This is a genomic window from Blastococcus tunisiensis (genome assembly GCF_900112815.1).
Classification (GTDB): domain Bacteria; phylum Actinomycetota; class Actinomycetes; order Mycobacteriales; family Geodermatophilaceae; genus Blastococcus_B; species Blastococcus_B tunisiensis.
Window position 1 is genome coordinate 345,430 of the sequence record NZ_FOND01000002.1, and the last position, 19,951, is coordinate 365,380.

Here is a 19,951-nt window from a genome sequence, read left to right on the forward strand (position 1 = left end):
TCCGCCCACGGCTCCTTCGATCGGTCGGAGCCGCCTCCACCCAACGGGTGAAGGTGCCCGTTCGAGCATTGACGCGTCCATCACTCTCCGTGAGCCTGGTCAGGACTACAGGAGTCGTGCGGGGAGGAACATCCTGATAGCAGGGTGTTCCGATGGAATTCCTGTGCGGCGTTCGATCACATATCGTGATGCTTGCGCAGGGGGCGACGTGCTGCTGGACCACAACGGGCTGAAGTCGGGCCTGGAGCGAGTGCCGAGGCAGCGGGCAGCCGGGGATCCCTTCGACGGGCTGCCCGTGGCCGACGCGGTCGACCGGCACGGCCGCCTCCAGTGGGTCCGGCGCTACGCCGTCTCGCTCTTCGCCTTCGAAACGTTCGTCGCGGCCGTTGCGGGCGGCGGGGTGCTGCTCGCACGACCCGAGGCCATCAGCGCTTCCGACGCGCTCTTCTGGGCGTGCCTGTTGCTCATTCCGACCTGGCCGCTGCTGCTCAGTGCAACCGGCGCCCACTCCGAGCGAGTCTTCGGAACAGGCAGCGATGAATACCGCCGCGTCGGCCGCGCCGGCTTCACGCTGATCGCGCTAGCTGCGCTCACCTCCTACGTCGGAGGTCTCGACCTCAGCCGCGCGCTGGTCCTCGTCGCAGTTCCCGCGCTGATCCTCGCCACCCTGGCCGGACGCGTCGTCGCCCGCTGGCAGCTCCGCCACCTGCGCGCCCGCGGGCTGTGCACCAAGCGCGTCGTCGTCGTCGGCCGCGGTGGCTCGGTACTCGAGCTGAGCGGACTCCTGCAGCGCGAGAACTACGCCGGCCTCGACGTCGTGGCCCTGTGCGTACCGCCGGCCGACCGCGCCCGGGTCGCCGACGCGGCAGGCGTCCCCGTCGGCGGCCTCGATCAGGTCGTGGAACTGGCCACCCGACTGCGTGCCGACACCGTTGCCGTGACGTCGGCCAGCGAGACCGCGGCGCAGTACCTGCGCCAGCTCTCCTGGCAGCTCGAGGGCAGTGGGATGGAGTTGCTCGTCGCCCCCGGGCTGATCGAGGTCGCCGGCCCGCGCCTGCACATCCGCCCCTTCGAGGGTCTGCCGCTGCTCTCGGTGGAACAGCCGCGCTTCGAGGGATGGCAGCGCATGGTCAAGGGCGTCTTCGACCGCACCAGCGCCGCGCTCGCCCTACTCGTGCTGGCACCACTGCTGCTCGGTATCGGGCTCGCGGTGCGCCTCTCCAGCCCCGGTCCCGTGCTGTACCGCCAGGAGCGTGTGGGCATCAATGGTCACTCGTTCACGATGCTCAAGTTCCGCAGCATGGTCGTGGACGCCGACAAGGTGGTCGACGAGTTCCGCGACTCCAACATCTCCGACGGGCTGCTGTTCAAGCTGCGCAAGGACCCCCGAGTCACGCGTGTGGGTCGCTGGCTCCGCCGGTTGTCTCTCGACGAGCTGCCCCAGCTGCTCAACGTTCTGGGCGGCACCATGTCGTTGGTCGGTCCCCGCCCGCCGCTTCCGGGCGAGGTCGCGCGCTACGACTCCTCGGTGAGCCGACGACTGCTCGTCAAGCCGGGGCTTACCGGGCTGTGGCAGATCTCCGGTCGCAGCGACCTCCCGTGGGAGGAAGCTGTGCGGCTGGACCTGCGCTACGTGGAGAACTGGTCGCTCGCGCTTGACACGAAGATCATCTGGAAGACGTTCGCGGCCGTCTCGCGGGCTCGCGGCGCCTACTGAACCGGCTCCGTACCGCCGGCGGCGGCGGAATGCTGGGCCCGCGCGCACTCGCCGTCGCCCGGCGGTCCCGCCGCCCCCCGCCGCGCTAGCAGGGTGGGTTGCTCAGTGGGGATCGACGATCTCGGAGGGGACGCCGAGGGCGACCCCTCCCGGCGCGACGTCCCGCAGGACGAAGGAACGGGCGCCGAGGAAGGCCCCGTCCCCGACGGTGATCGGCCCGAGCACCGTCGCGTGCGCTCCGAGGTAGACGCCGTCACCGATGACAGGGGCACCCGGGGTTGGGTATGCGGCGCCGACCGACGCGTACGGGGCCATGACGACGTCGTCCCCGAGCACCGCGTCGCGGACGATGATGATCCCGCGGCCGCCGTGGGCCAGCACGAGCCGCCGCCCGCAGGCCAGCTCGCCGGGGAGCTCGCAGTTCAGGCCGAGCCGGGCGAAGGCGACCAGCGGCAGGGACAGCACCCGCACCACCGAGGCCACCGGTCCGCGCCGGCGGGTGCCGTACTGATTGATCCGGAAGATGCCGGCGGCGAGCACGCTGAGCGTGCCACCCCCGCGCCGGCGGTTGACCTCGGCGTCCTCGGCCATCCAGCGGAGCAGCTCGCGGAAGGAGCCGGGGTGGGTCGGTGCCGCCGGCATGTCGACCGCTGCCCCGGGGGCTCCGGCGCCGGCCAGCCGGGTGAGCTCGCCCAGCGTTGGGGCGGTGATGAAGTCGGTGATCGGGACGTCCCGACCGACCTCGGTGCGCAGCCGGTGCAGCAGCCCCATCACCTGGCGCGACGTGCCGCCCAGGTCGAAGAAGTGGTCGTCGGGCTCGGCGGCGGCCAGCCCCAGCGTCTCGCGCCAGATGCGGGCCACGGCCCCCTGCAGGTCGCCGTCGGCGGACGGGCGGCGGGAGGGGACGACAGCCGGCGCCGGGGGAGCCGGGAGCCGGCCGTCGAAGGCCAGGACGGCGGCGCGGATCGCGGTCAGGCTGTCGGGGTTGCGCAGGGCCGCCACGTTGACGACCGGATCACCGTTCACGGCGTCCCGCGCCGCCCGCTCCGAGCGCTTGCCGTTGTGCGTGAGAGGCAGCTCGGGGACGGCCACGACGAGCGACGGCACGTGCGCCGCCGAGGCCTTACGGCGCAGGGTGCGCCGGATCTCGCGCTCGAGTGTGCCGTCGAGACGGGCGCCGGCGGAGAGGACGAGGAGCAGCACCATGCGCGTCGTCCCGGGCCGCGCCCCGTCCCGCTGCTCGACCGCCATCGCCTCGGTGACCGCGTCGATCCCGCGCAGCGCGGTGTAGACCTCGGCCGGACCGATCCGGATGCCGTTGACGTTCAGGACGCCGTCGGAGCGCCCGTGCACCCGGGCTGAGCCGTCGGGCGCGAAGTCGATCAGGTCGCCGTGCGTCCAGACACCGGGGTGGTCGGCGAAGTAGGCGCTGTGGAACCGGCTGCCGTCCGGGTCGCGGAGGAAGTGGACCGGCCGCGACGGGAAGGGCGCGCGGCAGACGAGCTCGCCGACGGCGTCCACGACCTCCGCGCCGTCCTCGTCCACGGCGACGGTGTCCAGACCGAGGCTCCGCGCCTGGCTGCGGCCTCTGCGCACGGGCAGCTCGGGATGGCCCAGGACGAAGCAGCCGATGATGTCGGTGCCGCCGGAGATCGACTGCAGCGGCTGCGCGCCGACGGCCTCGGCGACCCAGTCGAACTGCCAGTCGTGCAGGACGGCGCCGGTCGAGAGCACCGACCGCAGCGCGCCGAGGTCGACCTCGTCGGCCGGCTGGTAGCCCTCGTCCTGGCACATCTGCAGGTATGGCGGGCTGGTTCCGAGGACGTGCACCTTGTGGTCGGCGGCGAGCTCCCAGAGGGTCTGCGGGCCGGCGATCGGGCCGTCGTAGACCACGACGTGGGCGCCGACCGCCAGCGCCGACAGCTGCCAGTTCCACATCATCCAGGCGGTGGTCGTGTGGAAGTACAGCGTCTCGCCGGCGCGCAGGTCTCCGTGCAGGCGGTGCTCTTTCACGTGCTCGAGCAGCGTGCCGCCGGCGCCGTGGACCATCGCCTTGGGTGGACCAGTCGTGCCCGAGGAGAACATGACGAAGAGGGGGTGGTCGAAGGCTAGGCGCGGCCAGTCCACCGGGTCCCCCTCCTCCGCGGCGAGGTCGGCCCACCGCAGCACGGGGAGGTCACCGAGGTCGGGCAGCGGGCCGCCGTCCAGCACGACGAGGCGGCGCACCGTGGGTAGGCCGTCGAGCAGGGCCAGGGTGGCGTCCTCGGCGTCCTCCATGCCGGTGCGGTCCAGCAGGAGGAGCACGGGCTCGACCTGCTCGAAGCGGCCGAGGAGCGCGGTCGTCCCCATGTCGGGGGTGGCCGTGGAGAGCGTCCCGCCCAGCGCGGCGACCGACAGCGCGGCGATCGCCACCCCGGTGGTGTTCGGCGCAATGGCGACCACGCGCTCGCCGGCGGTAAGACCCAGGCGGGAGAGAGCGGCCGCGCCGCGCTGAACCGCCGTGCGGAGCTCACGGCGGGTCCAGGTCTCCGGCGGGCGGTCGGCGTGCACCCCGGTCAGCGCGGGTGCATCGTCGTCGGCGCCGTCGATCGGGCGCAGGAGCGCCTCGGCGTAGTTGAGCCGCACGTCCGGGAAGAAGCGCGCGGTCTCCACGTCGGAGCTGGTGCGGACGACGTCGGCCGAGCCGGACCAGGGCAGGCCGGTCCACTCCAGCAGGGTGCGCCAGAACAACTCCGGGGAGTCTACGGAGAACGCGTGCAGCGCGGAGGGGTCGCGTAGGTCCCGGCGGCTGAGCTCCTCGCAGCGGTTGCGGAAGTCCGCCAGTTGGGCAGCGGGGAACCGGCGCGCGGCCGCGGCCTCAGGAGTGGGCGTGACCACGGGTGCTCCGCTCTGCTGCCGCCAGGGGGGCGGGGATGGAGTCGGGGAGGGTCGCGATGCTCGCGACGTGCCCCGGAGGCGCGAGCAGGGCGCGGATCCGCCAGCCCGCGACCAGTGTGTCGAACCTGCCGACACCGACGTCGAGATCGGCCAGCGTGTCGGTGAGCCCGGTGCCGAGCCCTTTGAGGAGGGACTCTTTGCGCGTCCAGCAGCGGGCGGCGGCGAGGCCGCGCGCCGCGGGCGGCAGGGCGACGAGCGCGCGGGTCTCGGCGGGGGAGAGCCAGCCCTCGGCCAGCACCTCGTCCCGCCAGTCGAGGACCGGCTCGGCGTCGATGCCGAGCCGCTGCCCGGTGCTGACGGCGACCAGCCCGACGCCCGCGCTGCGCGTGCAGCTGACGTCCGCACCCGGCACGTCGAGCTCCGGGCGGCCGTCCGCCCCCTCCCGCAGCGGTACCGCCTCCGGGAGGAGGCCCAGCACGTCGCCGGCCAGGCGGCGCAGGCCCGCCCGGGTCAGGATCCGCTGCCGGGCGACCACGGGAGCCGCGCGGTCGGCGTAGGCCAGTTCGGCAGGCGACAGCAGCAGCCGCGCGCGGGCGACGGCAGTGTCGTCCGCGTCCAGGCGCACGGTCGAAACAGCGGCCTCCCTCAGCCGCGCGGACCTGGGGACGATCGGCGGGGCGCGATGTCCTGCGACCGCGACCGACATGATGGACATGCTCCCACCGCGGGCCCGGCCCGACCTCCCCCCTTGGGGCGAAAGCACTGGTCGGCGCACCGGTTGGGGATGCGGCTGTCGCCCGCGGGCGCCGGTGGTCCGCCGACGCGGTCGCGCGACGCGGGCTAACCTCGACGGAGGCCCCTGCCGCAGACGGCGGTGTGCGCGGCCGCCAGATCTCCAGGAGTGGACCCCCCGTGACCTTGCGCGGCGTGCTCGACGTCGTCCTCACCGATCCCGGCATGGCGCGCGTCGTGGCCTCGGCCGGGCGCGCCTCGCTGGCGGTCACCGCGCCGCCGCCGGTCCAGCCGCTGGTCGCCGGCGCCCTCGCGGCCGCCGCGCCGGGCGCCGGGGTGCCGGTGCTCGTGGTCACCGCCGGGGAGCGGGACGCCGACCAGGTCGCCGACCTGCTCCGCTGCGTCGTCCCGGGACGCCGGGTCGAGACCTTCCCCGCGTGGGAGACGCTGCCGCACGAGCGGCTCAGCCCCCGGGCGGACACGGTCGGTCGCCGCCTCGCTGTGCTGCGCGACCTGACCCACCCCGGCGAGAACGGGACGATCGACGTCCTGGTCGCACCGGTGCGCAGCGCGCTGCAGCCGCTCGCGCCCGGGCTGGGCGACCTGGTCCCGGTCGAGCTGAAGCCCGGCGACAGCGCGGACCTCGACGACGTCGCCCGCGCCCTGGTCGACGCCGCCTACACCCGCGTGGAGCTGGTCGAGAAGCGTGGCGAGTTCGCGCTCCGCGGCGGCCTGCTGGACGTCTTCCCGCCGACCGAGCCGCACCCGGTGCGGGTGGAGTTCTGGGGCGACGAGGTCGACGAGCTGCGCTACTTCTCCGCCGCCGACCAGCGCTCGCTGGACGAGCGCCCCGAGCGGCTGTGGGCCCCGCCGTGCCGGGAGCTGCTGCTCTCGCCGGAGGTCCGTGAGCGGGCCGCCGCGCTGGCCGTCGAGCACCCGGAGCTGGCCGAGATCCTCGGCAAGCTGGCCGAGGGCATCGCGGTGGAGGGGATGGAGTCGCTGATCCCGGCGCTGGTGGCCGGCAAGATGCAGCTGCTCACCGACCTCGTGCCGAAGGGCACGCACGTGCTGGTGTGCGACCCCGAGCGGGTGCGCACCCGCTCGGCCGACCTGGTGCGCACCGCCGAGGAGTTCCTCGCCGCGTCCTGGTCGACGGCCGCGGAGGCTGGCCAGGCGCCGATCGACCTCGGGGCGTCGTCGTTCAAGGACCTCGCCGAGGTGGAGACCGCGGCCCGGATCCGCGGGCTGCCGTGGTGGACCACCGGCGCCTTCACTCTCCAGGCCGAGGACGACGACGAGCAGGTCACCCTCGACGCCACGACCGTCGACCGATTCTCCGGCGACGTGCCGAAGGCCGTCGAGCAGGTGCGCGCCTGGACCCGGGACGACTGGCGGGTCGTCGTCACCTTCGCCGGGCCGGGGCCGGCGCAGCGGGCCGCCGACCAGTTCGCCGAGGCCGACCTCGGCGTCCGGCTGGTGCCCGACATCGGCGCCGTCCCCGACGCGGGCCTCGCGCACGTCACCCAGGGCAACCTGGAGTCCGGCTTCGCCTTCCCCGGGATCGGGCTGGCGCTGCTCACCGAGCACGACCTCACCGGCCAGCGCGGCACCTCGATGCGCGACACGGCGAAGATGCCGGCCCGCCGGCGCAACGCCGTCGACCTGGCCCAGCTGCAGCCCGGCGACCTCGTCGTCCACGAGCAGCACGGCATCGGCCGCTACATCGAGATGATCAGCCGCACGGTGAACGGCGGGCAGCGCGACTACCTGATCGTCGAGTACGCGCCGTCGCGGCGGAACCAGCCGCCGGACCGGCTGTTCGTGCCGACCGACGCCCTCGACCAGCTCACCCGCTACGTCGGCGGCGAGGCGCCGGCGCTGTCGAAGCTGGGCGGCGCGGACTGGCAGAAGACGAAGAACTCCGCGCGCAAGGCGGTCAAGCAGATCGCCGCGGAGCTGATCCGGCTGTACTCCGCGCGCATGGCGACGAAGGGCCACGCGTTCGGGCCGGACACCGTGTGGCAGCGCGAGCTCGAGGACGCCTTCCCGTTCCAGGAGACGCCCGACCAGCTCGGCGCGATCGACGAGGTCAAGGCCGACATGATGCAGCCGGTCCCGATGGACCGGATCATCTGCGGCGACGTCGGCTACGGGAAGACCGAGATCGCGGTGCGGGCGGCGTTCAAGGCGGTGCAGGACGGCAAGCAGGTCGCCGTCCTGGTGCCGACGACACTGCTGGCCAACCAGCATTTCAAGACCTTCTCGGAGCGATTCGCGCAGTTCCCGGTGACGGTCGCCGTGCTGTCCCGGTTCCAGTCGAAGACCGAGAGCGACGAGATCATCCGCAAGCTGGCCGCGGGGGAGATCGACGTGCTCGTCGGCACCCACCGGCTGCTGCAGCCGACCACCCGGTTCAAGGAGCTCGGCCTGGTGATCGTCGACGAGGAGCAGCGCTTCGGCGTCGAGCACAAGGAGTACCTGAAGAGCGTGCGGACGGCGGTGGACGTGCTCTCGATGTCCGCGACGCCGATCCCGCGCACGCTGGAGATGTCGCTGACCGGCATCCGGGAGATGTCGACGATCCTCACCCCGCCCGAGGAGCGGCACCCGGTGCTGACCTACGTCGGCGCGTGGGAGGACAAGCAGATGGCGGCGGCGATCCGCCGCGAGCTGCTGCGCGACGGCCAGGTGTTCGTGATCCACAACCGGGTGCAGTCGATCGACAAGGCGGCGGCGAAGATCCGCAACCTGGTGCCCGAGGCCCGCGTGGCGGTCGGCCATGGGCAGATGAAGGAGCACGAGCTCGAGCGGATCATGGTCGGCTTCTGGGAGAAGGAGTACGACGTCCTGGTGGCGACGACGATCGTCGAGTCGGGCCTGGACATCCCGAACGCCAACACGCTGATCGTCGACCGCGCGGACACCTTCGGCCTCTCCCAGCTGCACCAGATCCGGGGCCGGGTGGGCCGCGGCCGCGAGCGGGCGTACGCCTACTTCACCTACGACCCGACCCGGCCGCTGACCGAGACTTCGGTCGACCGGCTGACCACGATCGCGCACAACACCGACCTCGGCGCCGGCATGGCGGTGGCGATGAAGGACCTGGAGATCCGCGGGTCGGGCAACCTGCTGGGTGGCGAGCAGTCGGGGCACATCGCCGGCGTCGGGTTCGACCTCTACGTGCGGCTGGTGGGTGAGGCGGTGGCCGACTACCGGTCGCAGGTGACCGGCGAGTCCGCGCCGGTCGAGCCGCTGGAGGTGCGGGTGGACCTGCCGGTCGACGCCCACCTGCCGCACGACTACGTGCCGGGGGAGCGGCTGCGGATGGAGGCCTACCGCAAGGTGGCCTCGGTGCAGACCGACGAGCAGGCGCAGGCCGTGCTCGACGAGCTGACCGACCGCTACGGCGCCCCGCCGGCGCCGGTGCTCAACCTGCTCGCCGTGGCCCGCTTCCGGACGGCGATGCGCGCGCTGGGCATCACCGAGGTGTCGCTGCAGGGCCGGGCGATCCGGATCAGCCCGGTGTCGCTGCCGGAGTCCAAGCAGATGCGGCTGGCGCGCCTCGCCGACGGCGCCTCCTACAAGGCGGCCGTGGAGACGATCTCGCTCAAGGTGCCGGTCGGCCCCGACCGCCGGACCCCGCTGCGCGACGTCGCCCTGCTGGAGAACCTGCACTCGGTGCTGAAGGCCGTTCTCGAGCAACCGCAGCAGGCTCCGTCCGCACCCCTGGTCGGTGGTCCGCACCGTTGAAAGTCGGGGGCAGGGCGCTGGATCGTCGGGGGAGGGTAGGACCGAGGGCGGGGCGTGCCGCCGTGGTGGACGCGCTCCGATTCCTGAGCCGCACCGAGCGTCGTCGCGGGCGCCGCGCCCTGGAGCCAGCGCCTCCGGCCTCCTCGACGTCCCTCGAATGCATGACGCGTCCCACTCGGATTGGGCAAGAGCCCTCGGTTCCGCCCGCCCGCCCTGAATCGGCTCGGACAATTGACGGCATGGTGGCCCCCGATCCCTTCAGTGTGCTCGTGGTGTGCACGGGGAACGTCTGCCGTTCCCCGATGGCCGAACGCGTGGGCCGGGCGCACGTGGCCCCGTTGCTTCCCGACCCGGCCGTCCTCCGGCTCGAGAGCGCCGGAACTCGGGCCGTCGTCGGCGCGGGCATGGATCTGGCCAGCGCCCGCGTCCTGCAGTCACTGGGCGGGGACCCCGGCGGCTTCGTGGCACGTCAGCTGACCGACCAGATCGCGGGCTCGGCCGACCTCGCTCTGACGATGACCCGGGACCACCGCCGCGACGTCCTCGCCCGCGCCCCGCGCGCCCTGTCACGTACCTTCACCCTCGTCGAGGCGGCCTGCCTGCTCGACCTCCTCGGCCCCGACGTCGAGTTCCTGGACGCCGGTCCGGCCGACCGCGCCCGCGCCCTCGTCAAGCACATGGCCAAGGCCCGGGCCTTGCGCCCGAGCAGCGCCACAGACGACGTCGCCGACCCGATCGGCCAGCCCGACGAGGTCCACGCCACGGTGGGGGAGACCATCGCCGCCGCGATCCGTCCTGTCCTCGGCAGGTTCGCCGAACTCGTCAGCTCCCCGGCCGGAGCTCCGGCCGCGGACTGGCGGGCGTGACGGTCCCTCCCGGCCCGCACTCCGCCGAGAGTTCGGATCCACCCGCAGTAGGACGGCGCGCCCTGGGCCGCCGCGGGTTCGTCGTCACCGCACTCGCCGGCGGCACCGTGGTCGGCGCGGCGGCGGCGGCCACCCAGCGTCCCGGCGGCCGCGGCGACGTGGCGACACCGGTCGACGCACCCACCGGCGTCACGGTTCTCGCCGGCCCCGGGATCGACGTCTCCGGGACGCGCGACAGCACAGCCGCCCTCCAAGCCACCGTCGACGCCGCTGCCGAAGGCGCGCAGCTGTGGCTGCCCGGGGGGCTCTACCTGGTCGACGGGATCACCCTCCGGCGCGGGCAGGTCCTGACCGGGCCGTCGGGGCGCTCCTACACCGGCCGATCCGAGAGCGGGGCGCGGCTGCGGGCCCGCTCCGTCGACTCGGCCGGGCCGGTACTGACCGTCGGCGAACTCGGCGTCGTCACCGACATCGCCGTCGAGGGGGAGGGGCGGGCCCAGCCGGCAGTCCGCCCCGCCGGTATCGGCGTGGTCCTGGAGCGGGTCACCATGGCCGAGGCATCGGTCGGCTTCGACGCCGCCTACGTGAGCGGCAGCATCCTCACCGAGTGCCAGATCCACCAGAACGGGACCGGCATCAAGGACATCGTCGACTCCATCGTGCAAAGCACCGTCATCAACGCCAACGAGGGCGACGGGATCTCCCTGGCCTCCGGCGCCAACGACAACACGTTCCTCGGCAACAAGGTCGAGTGGAACGACGGCTACGGGGTCCAGGCATTTCAGGCCGAGCACAACGTGCTGATCGGTGGCGTCATCGACCGCAACGGCAAGGCCGGCGTGCGACTGGTCGAGTGCTCGCACAGCACGGTCGTGGGCGCGGTGCTGCGCCGCAACGGAAGGCTCGCCGAGGACACGCCGGACGACGACTGTCACCTCTTCCACGCCGGGTGCACCGGGTTGGTCGTCACCGGCCTCAGCACGAACTCCGGCAGGGACGACGGCGGGACGAGCGGCTACGACTCCCCGGCGGTCGCCCTTCGCGCTGACGGCGGCACCGATGTGACGATCACCGGCAACGACCTGACCGGCTCGACGTCCGGGACCGCCATCGCGACTGCGGCACCCGGCGTCCGCGGGACGCACCTGCTCAACGCCGGGCCCGGCCTGCAGGCCGCGACCGGGATCCAGCTGCGGGTCGGCGTCGCGGACCTCGCGGTGGCGGGTGGGTCCACCGAGCCGGCCGTGTTCGCCGTCGACGCCGGGGACGTGGACGGCCCGGGCCGCGTCTACCGGTTGCTGCTGTCGTACCGGAGCGGCGGGACAGGCACCCGCGGCGCGGCCGAGGCCTTGGTGCTGGTCGGCCGAGGGGACGCAGGGGCCGAGGCCACCCTCGGTGCAACCGACGACCGGATCGGTGTGGAGTTCGGGCCCACCGGACCGATGCGCGTGACCGCCGACGTCACCGCCGACGGGCGGGTACTGACCGTCTCGGTCACCAACACAGGTGCCGCCGCGCTCCGGATCCGGCTGGAACTCCTCTAAGGAACGTCGCCGCACCTGCCGATGAGAGGAGGTCGGGCACAGCTCCGCCCGACTGCTGCCTGCGCGACGACCGGGAAGGACACCGCAGATCACCGTGCCCGCATCGCTGAGCTCCCCTCACCCGGTGGACGCCCCGGCCGGACCCGGCCCCGAGGTGACCGCGGGGCTCGACGGCGGCCGCGGCAGGATCGCCCGGATTCGGCGGCGGGCCATGGGGGGTGCGGGGACGGCCGACCGGGCGAGCTGGTCCGAACGGGTCCTCTACGGAGCACTGCTCCTGCTCGCCGTCACCGGCGTGGTCTCGCCCGGCGAGTACAACTACAACCTGCTGCCCGCCGCCTCCCTTCTCGAGCTGGCGCTGATCGGCTGCGCCGCACTCCTGGCCACCCGTCTCACGGCGGGTGCTTGGCCGGTCCTGGTTCTCGGCGGCCTGTACGTCTTCGTAAAGACGCTGACCTGGTTCACCTACAGCTCGGCGAGCGTCGTCGACTTCGTACAGGCCTACAAGGCCTACATCTACCTCGTGGCGCTGGCCTTCTTCGTCGGGAAGAAGGTCTTCTCGGCCCGCCGCCTGGCGAACTTCACGACTGTGCTCGTCGGTGTCTTCCTGCTGAAGTACGGCTACTCCGTCGTCCTGGGCCTCGCGCAGCGCCCGGGCGTCTACATCGAGAACAACTTCGAGCTGATCCTGCTCATGGGCCTGGTCTACCTGGCCTGGCCTCACCTCGGCGACCGCCGGAACTGGGTCTTCCTCGCTCTGGCAGCCACCGTGCTGCTGTCCGGGTCCCGCAGCGCCGCGCTCGCGCTGCTCGTGGTCTACGTCTTCCTCTACGTCCGGACGAGCAACCGCACCTGGCCATTGCACATCGCGGGTGTCGCGGCGGTCGGCTACGCCGTCTTCGAAGTCATCACCAGCCGGCTCAGCCAGGACGGTGGTCTGTCGAGCCTGGACCGGCTCAACTTCCTCCAGGTGTATCTGGGCGACGTCGACAGCTGGCCGGTCTGGCAGTTCTTCACCGGCTCCGCCCCGCTGACGCCGCTGTCCTCCGGCGCGTGCGCCGACCTGTCGTACTACGCACCGCTGTTCAGCTCCACCGACCCCGGTGTCTGTTACTCGGTCATTCTGCACTCGTTCGTGCTGCGCGCCCTGTTCGACCACGGGATCCTCGGCCTGGTCCTGCTGTACGCGCTCGTCTGGCTCGGCCTGCGCCTCTCGGGGGTCGGCGTCCGTGACGCGCTCGCGTTGCTGGCGCCCATCACCGCCAGCGCCTTCTCGGTCTCGGCCTTCAACAGCGTCTTTACCGCGATCCTGCTGGCCATCGCCATGGGCCTGGACCGCAGCGGTCCTCCGGTCGCGACGTCGCCGCGACCGGAGCGCGGGCGCCGGCGTCGGTGGCCGGTCGATAAGGGAGAGGACCGTCGACGGCCGGGTGCATCCCGCCGCGCTGCTGCTGTCCGGCGTCGGGTCGTCCGCGCCCTGCCGTAGCCCGCCGGCCTCCGGGCCCGCGGGCCCCACCACCACGTACGTTCGTCACGGCGGAGACGTTCCCGCGAGGCTCACGGGAACGAACGGAGGGGGACGACGGCGAGCAGCCGTCTCCCCCTCCGTCCGTTCAGGGGTGCGTCACTCCGGGACGGGTGCGCTAGGAGGAGCGTTCGTTTCGCCCTGCGGCTCCCGGCCGGCATCGGCCCGGGGCTCGTCCACTGTTGCCACCTCCGGGGTGGGGGGCGGCTCGGTCGCCGAGGGCACCGCTGCCTCCGGAGCAGCGGCAGGGGCAGCGGGTGCGGTGACCGGGGGAGCGGGCGCAGCGGCCACCTCCGGAGTGACGTCGGCCGGCGCCGTCCAGGCCTGGACCTCCGACAGCCCGGCGTTGCCGGTCCACTCGCCGACCGAGGTCAGCGTGATGCGCACCCAGCTGACCGAGCGCGCAGGGAAGTCCACCGCGACCGCCTCGCCGGCGTTGTCGAGCGCCGGCACGGCGACGGTCGAGCCATCGGAGAACGTGAGGGTCCCCCCGGTCACGTGCTCCCACTCGTTCGGCCGGTTGTGCAGCACCACACGAGTCAGTTCGACCGGAGCGGTCCAGTCCAGCTGCAGCCAGGCACCGGCCCGCTCACCGCGGGAAGCCCATTCGGCGGTGTAGTCGCCGGGGTAGCCATCGATGACGCCGTCGATGGCCTTGGCCGCCGTCTGGCCGTGCTCGGTGGTCTCCGAGGACGCCGTCGCCGTCGCGGACCGGGCGACGTTCGTTCCGAGAGCCGGTTCGGGCTGCGGCTCCGGTTCGGGCTGCGGCTCCGGCTCCGGCTCCGGTTCGGGCTGGGGCTGCGGCTCCGGGTCGGGCGTGCTCCCCGCAGTCCACGTCTGCACCTCGGACAGGCCGGCGTTCGACGTGTACGTGCTGACCGAGGTCAGGGTGACCCGCACCGAGGTGGTCGCACGGGCCGGAAAGTCGACCACCGCGGCCGAGCCGGCGTTGTCGAGCGCCGGGACGATCACCGTGGAGCCGTCGGAGAAGGTGATCGTGGCGCCGGTGACCTGGTCGTACTCGTTCGGCCGGTCGTGGAGCACCAGCCGGGTGAGTGTCGCCGGCGAGGCCCAGGTCAGTTGGAGCCAGCTTCCTGCACCCTCACCCTGCGTCGCCCACTCCGCGGTGTGGTCGCCGGGGTAGCCGTCGATGACGCCGTCCACGGCCTTGACCGCAGTCTGGCCGGTCTCGGTGTTCTGCGACGACGCCGTCACAGCGGCAGACGCGGCCACGTTCGACCCGAAGGTCGGTTCAGGTTCCGGTTCCGGCTCCTGGACAGAGCCGTCGGTGAACGCCTCGACCTCGGACAGGCCGGCGTTCGCCGTGCTGCCGCTCACCGCGGTGAGGTCGATGCGCACCGAGGTGGTGGTGCGTGCGGTGAAGGTGATCGGGGTCGCGGCGCCGCTGTTCTCCAGCTTACCGGTGGTCGCCGTGGAGCCGTCGGAGAAGGTGATCGTCGCGGCGGTCACCTGGTCGGAGTCGTTGGGCCGGTCGTGCAGCACCAGGTGGTTGAGCGCGACGGGGGACGCCCAGGTCAGTTGCAGCCAGCTGCCCGCACCCTCACCCTGCGTCGCCCACTCGGCGGTGTGGTCACCGGGCCACCCGTCGACGACGCCGTCCACGGCCTTGACCGCAGTCTGGCCGGTCTCGGTGTTCTGCGACGACGCCGTCACCGTGGCCCGCGACGCGACGTTGGTGCCCAGGCTCGGGGGCGGCTCGACCGCGCCCTCACCCGAGGCGAGGTATGAGCGCTGCAGCCATGCACCCTCGGCGCCCCACGCGCACTCCTGCACCGAGGTGCAGACGGCGGAGTCGGGGGCGGCATAGGCGAACAGCGCGGCACGCTTGGCGTCGAGGTCGGTGCCGACGACGTTGGCCGGCAGCTCCTCGCTGTCGTAGCCCATGTACCCGGTGAACGCGACCGAGGGGACGGAGACCGTGTGTGCCTCGGCCGCGAGGCGGCCCACTGCGTAGTGGTCGCTGTGGTCGCCCTCGCCGAAGTCGCCCAGGTGGTCCAGGGACCGGACCACCGAGGGGGAGGCCGAGGCCATGAGCTCGCCGAGCGTGCTCACCAGCTCGGCGCGGGTGTAGGTCTGCGTCGGGGAGCTCTCGACGGTGGCGAGGGCGGAGATCTCACCGGTGTAGAGCTGCTGCAGGCTGGTGTAGTCCGAACGGGGGCTGCCGGTCCCCTCGGGGTAGCCGTCGGGCAGCCGCATGAAGTACAGCTCGACGCTCGGCCGGCCCACGAGCTCGCTGCGCACGATCGACTTGCCCGCGACGGTGACGCGGGAGGTGGTCCAGTTGCTGGCGACGCCGGCCATCTGGGCGTACGCGGCGCGGGCGCCGACCTCGCGGCCTTGGTAGTAGGCGTCGGTGCCGCCCGCGTCGGCCGCGGTCACGTACACCGTCGTCGAGCACCGGCCGGCACGGATGTCCCTGAGGATCGACGGGTTGACGAAGAAGAAGTCGTCATCGGGGTGGGCCACGACGTTAACGGAACCTGCCCCGCACGTGGCTGCGCCGGCTGGCCCGGCGGTGAGGAGGACCGCCGCGACCATCCCGACGAGGACGAGGAGGGCGCGGACGGCACCCGGCCGGCGGACCCCGACCACGGAGGCGTCACCGCGCCGCTGACGACGCACTGCCTCGGTCGAGTTCCTTGCGAACAACGGGCCAGCCACGTAAGTCCCCCTCGGTGCATCTGATCTCGCGATGAGACCACGGACGGTAAGCGAGTTTCGGCCGGATTCGGCCGCCTGCCTGCGGTTTCTCCGTCCATGGAGTGAGGCCAAGGAGTCACTTGATCACTCTGCGTGTTTGGGCCGCTGCGCCCCGCTGCAGGAGCGGGATGGCGCTGGGCGGGGCGGTCCACCCCGCGGTGCCCGGCCCGTCGTTGGTCGTCGTCCGGGAGAAGAGGGTCGGGAATGCATCCAGGTGACGCTCGTTCGCCTGTTCGCCGTTGCGGGGGCCATCCCCCAAGGGAGTGACGGAGGGCTCCGAACAAAGGCTTTTCCGTCCGAGATGAATTTAGCTCTAGTTGCTTCTCGTGATGTGCGACTCGTGCTTTCCGGGTCGTATACGGAAACGACGACAAAGGATCCCTATGGCGGCGACGCATCCGGCCTCTCTCAAGGAACTCCTCGAGTGGATGGCCGAGGACATCGAGGTAAACCGCCGTCGCGGTGGCCTGCTGAGTGTCGTCGCAGTCGTGGCGTTCCGGCTGAACCAGTTCGGCGTGCGCGTCTCCGGGCCCGCCTCCGCCCTTGCCCGCGTGGTCTCCCTGCCCCTCGTCGCGTTCGCGCGGCTGGGCATCGGCGTGGAGATCCCCGGTGGCCTGGCGTGCGGTCGGCGCCTGGTCCTCGCGCACGGTGGTCGCGGGGTCATCTTCCACCCCGACGCCGTCCTGGGGGACGACGTCGCTGTCGCCTCCGGCTGCGGTGCCGGTGTCGCCTTCCCGCACCCGGGAGCGCCGGTAATCGGCGATCGGGTCTACTTCGGCGCCAACTCGAGCATCATCGGGGACGTCACGGTCGGCGACGACGCGGTCATCGGCGCCCACACGCTGGTCACCAGGTCCGTGCCCGCCGGCATGGTGGCCGTCGGCGTCCCGGCGAAGATCCTGGGCCCCGCGCCCGAGCGTGCCGCCCCGACCATCCCCGCGCAGGCGGACGGGGCCGCCGACGACGCCGCGGTCGGCACCCTCCGGCGGTCCTCGTGGTGACGGCTGTCCCCGCCGAGCCCGCCCAGGCGGCCGAGTGGTTCGCCCAGTTGCTCGCCGACAACCTGACGGCAGGGACCGGCGGCACCCTCACCTGGCTCAACCACTACACCGCCCTGCAGTCCATGCGGGCCGGGGTGCCGATCGACCGGTTCGACTACCTGGGCCTCGACGGGCTCCTGCTGTGCCGCCTGGTCCGGACCGAGTGCGAGCGGACCAGCGCCGACCTGCTCATACCGGCGTTGCTCTCCCGGACGAGTGGCCTGCGGATCGCGCTGATCGGCTCCACGGCGGAGACCCTGCGCACCGTGGCCGAGAAGATCGAGGGGCAGAACGAGCACCGGGTGGTCCTCGTCCGCGACGGTTACGACGGACTGCCGGAACCGACGGACCTTCGGCGGCAACTGCGGGTGGCCCGGGCACAGGTCGTCGTCGTGGGTCTCGGTGCCCCGCGCCAGGACTTCTACGTGCTCGACATCGCAATGCCCGGCATGCTGGTCTTGACCTGCGGCGGCTGGCTGGACCAGTTCGCCGGGGACCGTGACTACTACCCGGCCTGGGCCTACCCGCTGCACCTGAACTGGCTCGTCCGGCTGGCCCGTGAGCCGAAGCGGCTCTGGAGGCGGTACACCGTCGAAGCGGTCCGGGCGGTCGCCGAGAGGTCGGCGTTGACCGAGTACGTCACCGGTCTCGGTGGCGAGTCCCTGCGAGCGGCCGGCGGCGCCTCGGTGCACATCGCCGACCGGCCCGCTGCCTGATGGGGGAACCGTGCTGATCAGCGTGCAACCGCACCTCCGCTTCGGGGGTGCGGAACGGCAGACCGTCCTGCTCGCCAACGCCCTGCAGCGGCGGGGGAATCGCACCGCCGTCGTGCTCCACGAGAAGGTCGGCGGCCTCCTGCCCGAGCTGCACCCTGACGTCCCGGTCGAGGAGCTCGGCCTGGACAACCACCTGCTCACGCCGGTGGTCGCCCGGCGGCTGCGGTCGATGCTGGACCGCAGGTTCCGGGACGGCGAGAAGTCGATGGTCTCGCTGCACCTGTGGGGCAGCGTCCTCGCCGGCGCCCTGGCCGAGCGGCGCCGGGACGACGACTTCACCTTCGTCTACTACGAGGACCTCGATCCCTCCGAGCATGCCCGGTTCATCCGGCTCGGCGGGCTCAAGCAGCGGCTGGTGCGCCGCGTCTACCGCCGCAGCGACGTGGTCGTGGCGAACACCGAGCGGGTGGCCGACGCGATGGTGCGCGTCTACGGCCTCGAGCGCCGTCCTAGGGTCATCAGCCCCGCCGTGGACCTGCTCGCCCTCCGCGCCGCCGCGGAGGCGCGGGCCCCGGCCGCGGAGCGCGTGCGACCGCTCAAGGTCGTCACAGTCGGCTCGCTGGTGCCCCTCAAGGGCCTCGACGTCGTCTACGCGGGGCTGCTCGCATCCGGGCTGGAGTGCGAGTGGCACGTCGTCGGCGAGGGATCGCTGGGCGGCTGGCTGGACTCCCTGCCCACCGACGGTCCCGTCGTCGTCCGGGCCCACGGTGGAACCCCCCGGCCCTACGAGCTGGTCCGGGACGCCGACCTGCTGGTCCACGGCTCGCACTCCGAGGCGCTCGGACTCGTCCTGCTCGAGGCGATCGGGGTGGGTGTGCCCGTGGTGAGCGCAGCCGCCCTGGGCCCCGCGGAGCTCGCTGCGACGCTGGGCGACCGGCCTGAGATCCTCAGCCTGTTCCCGGTGGGCCAGGCCGATGCGCTCGCCGTCCTGCTGAAGGAGCGCGCCGCGGAGCTGGACGAGACGCCAAGCCTCGACGAGATGCAGCGCCACATCGCCCGCTTCTCCATCGAGGCGACCGCCGACGCATGGACGGAGCTGGCCGACGAGCATGGCTGCTCCCTCTAGCGACGGCGCGCCGGCGCCCCGCACGACGCTGCCCTGGCGGCGGCTCGCGTCCTTCGCCAGCCTGCCGATGATCTCGCTGGTCTCCTCGGTTGTGATCATCCCGGTCATCGCCTCGGTCGCCGGCGCCCAGGGCTGGGCTGCGGTCGCGCTCGGTCAGGCCCTCGGCGCGGGTGCGGCGACCGTCCTCCAGTACGGCTGGGGGTTCACCGGGCCGACCCTGCTGGCGCCCCTCGGCCCCACCGAACGGGCCCGTCTGCTGTGGGTCAGCATCCTGTCGCGGCTGATGCTCGCCGTGATCCTCATTCCTGCGGCAGCCGGTGTCGCCGCCTTCCTGGCGCCGGACGGCCGGGTGCTGCTCGCCGCGCTCACGACTGTGGCGACGGCGACCTTCGGGCTCTCGGCCTTCTGGTTCTTCGTCGGCACGGGGCGGGCAAGTGACGCCGCGCGGTACGAGACGGTGCCGCGGCTGCTGGCCGTCTCGTCTTCCGCCGCGCTGGTCCTCGCGACCGGCGATCCCCTCTACTACCCGGTGGTGTTCCTGGCCGGCCAGATGCTGGCCCTGGGCTGGCTCACGGTGAAGCTGGCGTCGATCTCGTTCTCCGGGCAGACCTGGTCGCAGGCGTTCGCTGCCTTCCGCACCCAGCGCTACGCGGCCGGAAGCGACGTCGTCGTCGCCGTCTCCCAGTCGGTGCCCACCAGCATCGTGGCCGGAGTCGCGCACGACGCGCTCGCTGTTTTCGCCGCGGGGGACCGGCTGCAGAAGCTCGCCCAGTCGGCGATCCAACCGCTGTTCAACGCCTTCCAGGGCTGGGTGTCGGAGTCGCCCCGAGAGAGCCGGGCGAGCCGGATGAAGCTCTCCGTCCTCGCCACCTCGGTCTCCGGGGTGCTCGTGGGCGCCGTCCTCGCAGTCGGGCTGCCACTCGTCGACTACGTGCTCTTCGCCGGTGAGGTGGAGGTTCGCTACGACGTCGCCATCCCGGTCGGCATCGCGTTGGCGCTGTACTCGTTGACGTCCTCCATCAACTTCAACGTCCTGGCACCGGCAGGGCACACCGCGCACATCTTCCGCAGCACCGCTGCCGGTGCCGTCGTCTCCGTCGTCGCCGTCAGTCTCCTGGCGCACGAGTTCGCTGCCCCGGGCGGCGCGTGGGCGATCGTCCTGGCGCAGCTGACCGTGCTCGTGGTCCAGCTCTCCGGACGTCGCCGTCCGCAGCGCGCCGGCGCTCCCGCGCCGGCCGAGGTCGCCGGCGGGGTGCCGGTCGCCTAGACATCACCCGAATGGTGCAGGCGTTCCCCGGATCGGGGGACGCGCGCATTGCAGCCGTGACACGCTATGT

Annotated in this window: 12 protein-coding genes; 9 read left to right on the plus strand and 3 right to left on the minus strand. The window is 72.5% G+C overall.

Annotation, left to right across the window (positions count from 1 at the left end):
• Positions 1–295: 295 nt before the first annotated feature.
• Positions 296–1,717, plus strand: a complete 1,422-nt coding sequence (locus BM142_RS04175) for a sugar transferase (protein ID WP_254790526.1) — start codon at positions 296–298, stop codon at positions 1,715–1,717.
• 102 nt (positions 1,718–1,819) lie between these two features.
• Here the strand turns inward: BM142_RS04175 and BM142_RS04180 are convergent, their stop codons facing one another.
• Positions 1,820–4,594: an acetoacetate--CoA ligase gene (locus tag BM142_RS04180; RefSeq protein WP_092195488.1), complete on the minus strand. Its 2,775-nt coding sequence runs from the start codon at positions 4,592–4,594 to the stop codon at positions 1,820–1,822.
• Complete coding sequence (locus BM142_RS04185) at positions 4,575–5,219, minus strand: 4'-phosphopantetheinyl transferase family protein (RefSeq protein ID WP_092195489.1); 645 nt, start codon at positions 5,217–5,219, stop codon at positions 4,575–4,577. Before BM142_RS04185 ends, BM142_RS04180 begins: the two co-directional genes overlap by 20 nt.
• A 287-nt stretch (positions 5,220–5,506) precedes the next feature.
• On the opposite strand from BM142_RS04185, the gene mfd reads away from it, so the two are divergent.
• The 4 genes from mfd to BM142_RS04205 all read left to right on the plus strand — a co-directional run bounded on the left by mfd (position 5,507) and on the right by BM142_RS04205 (position 12,972).
• Complete coding sequence (mfd, locus tag BM142_RS04190; protein WP_217640558.1) at positions 5,507–9,076, plus strand: transcription-repair coupling factor; 3,570 nt, start codon at positions 5,507–5,509, stop codon at positions 9,074–9,076.
• A 239-nt stretch (positions 9,077–9,315) separates the two neighbouring features.
• Complete coding sequence (locus tag BM142_RS04195) at positions 9,316–9,942, plus strand: arsenate reductase/protein-tyrosine-phosphatase family protein (RefSeq protein ID WP_092195490.1); 627 nt, start codon at positions 9,316–9,318, stop codon at positions 9,940–9,942.
• Complete coding sequence (locus tag BM142_RS04200) at positions 9,939–11,486, plus strand: right-handed parallel beta-helix repeat-containing protein (RefSeq protein WP_092195491.1); 1,548 nt, start codon at positions 9,939–9,941, stop codon at positions 11,484–11,486. Before BM142_RS04195 ends, BM142_RS04200 begins: the two co-directional genes overlap by 4 nt.
• A 124-nt stretch (positions 11,487–11,610) precedes the next feature.
• Positions 11,611–12,972 (plus strand): hypothetical protein, encoded by a 1,362-nt coding sequence (locus BM142_RS04205; protein WP_092195492.1) that lies wholly within the window; start codon positions 11,611–11,613, stop codon positions 12,970–12,972.
• Positions 12,973–13,110: 138 nt separating this feature from the next.
• On the opposite strand, the gene BM142_RS04210 is transcribed toward BM142_RS04205, so the two are convergent.
• The gene (locus BM142_RS04210; protein WP_175527077.1) at positions 13,111–15,498 is read right to left on the minus strand and encodes a DUF7402 domain-containing protein; all 2,388 of its coding nucleotides are present in this window, start codon (positions 15,496–15,498) and stop codon (positions 13,111–13,113) included.
• Positions 15,499–16,115: 617 nt separating this feature from the next.
• On the opposite strand from BM142_RS04210, the gene BM142_RS04215 reads away from it, so the two are divergent.
• From BM142_RS04215 to BM142_RS04230, 4 genes are read left to right on the plus strand one after another with little or no spacing between them, the layout of a single operon-like run.
• Positions 16,116–16,733 (plus strand): serine O-acetyltransferase, encoded by a 618-nt coding sequence (locus BM142_RS04215; RefSeq protein ID WP_175527078.1) that lies wholly within the window; start codon positions 16,116–16,118, stop codon positions 16,731–16,733.
• On the plus strand, positions 16,730–17,488 hold the full coding sequence (locus BM142_RS04220) for a WecB/TagA/CpsF family glycosyltransferase (protein WP_139228759.1): 759 nt from the start codon (positions 16,730–16,732) through the stop codon (positions 17,486–17,488). The genes BM142_RS04215 and BM142_RS04220 overlap by 4 nt, the downstream gene beginning before the upstream one ends.
• A 10-nt stretch (positions 17,489–17,498) precedes the next feature.
• Positions 17,499–18,614 (plus strand): glycosyltransferase, encoded by a 1,116-nt coding sequence (locus BM142_RS04225; protein WP_175527079.1) that lies wholly within the window; start codon positions 17,499–17,501, stop codon positions 18,612–18,614.
• Positions 18,598–19,881, plus strand: a complete 1,284-nt coding sequence (locus BM142_RS04230) for a polysaccharide biosynthesis protein (RefSeq protein WP_092195497.1) — start codon at positions 18,598–18,600, stop codon at positions 19,879–19,881. The genes BM142_RS04225 and BM142_RS04230 overlap by 17 nt, the downstream gene beginning before the upstream one ends.
• Positions 19,882–19,951 lie beyond the last annotated feature (70 nt).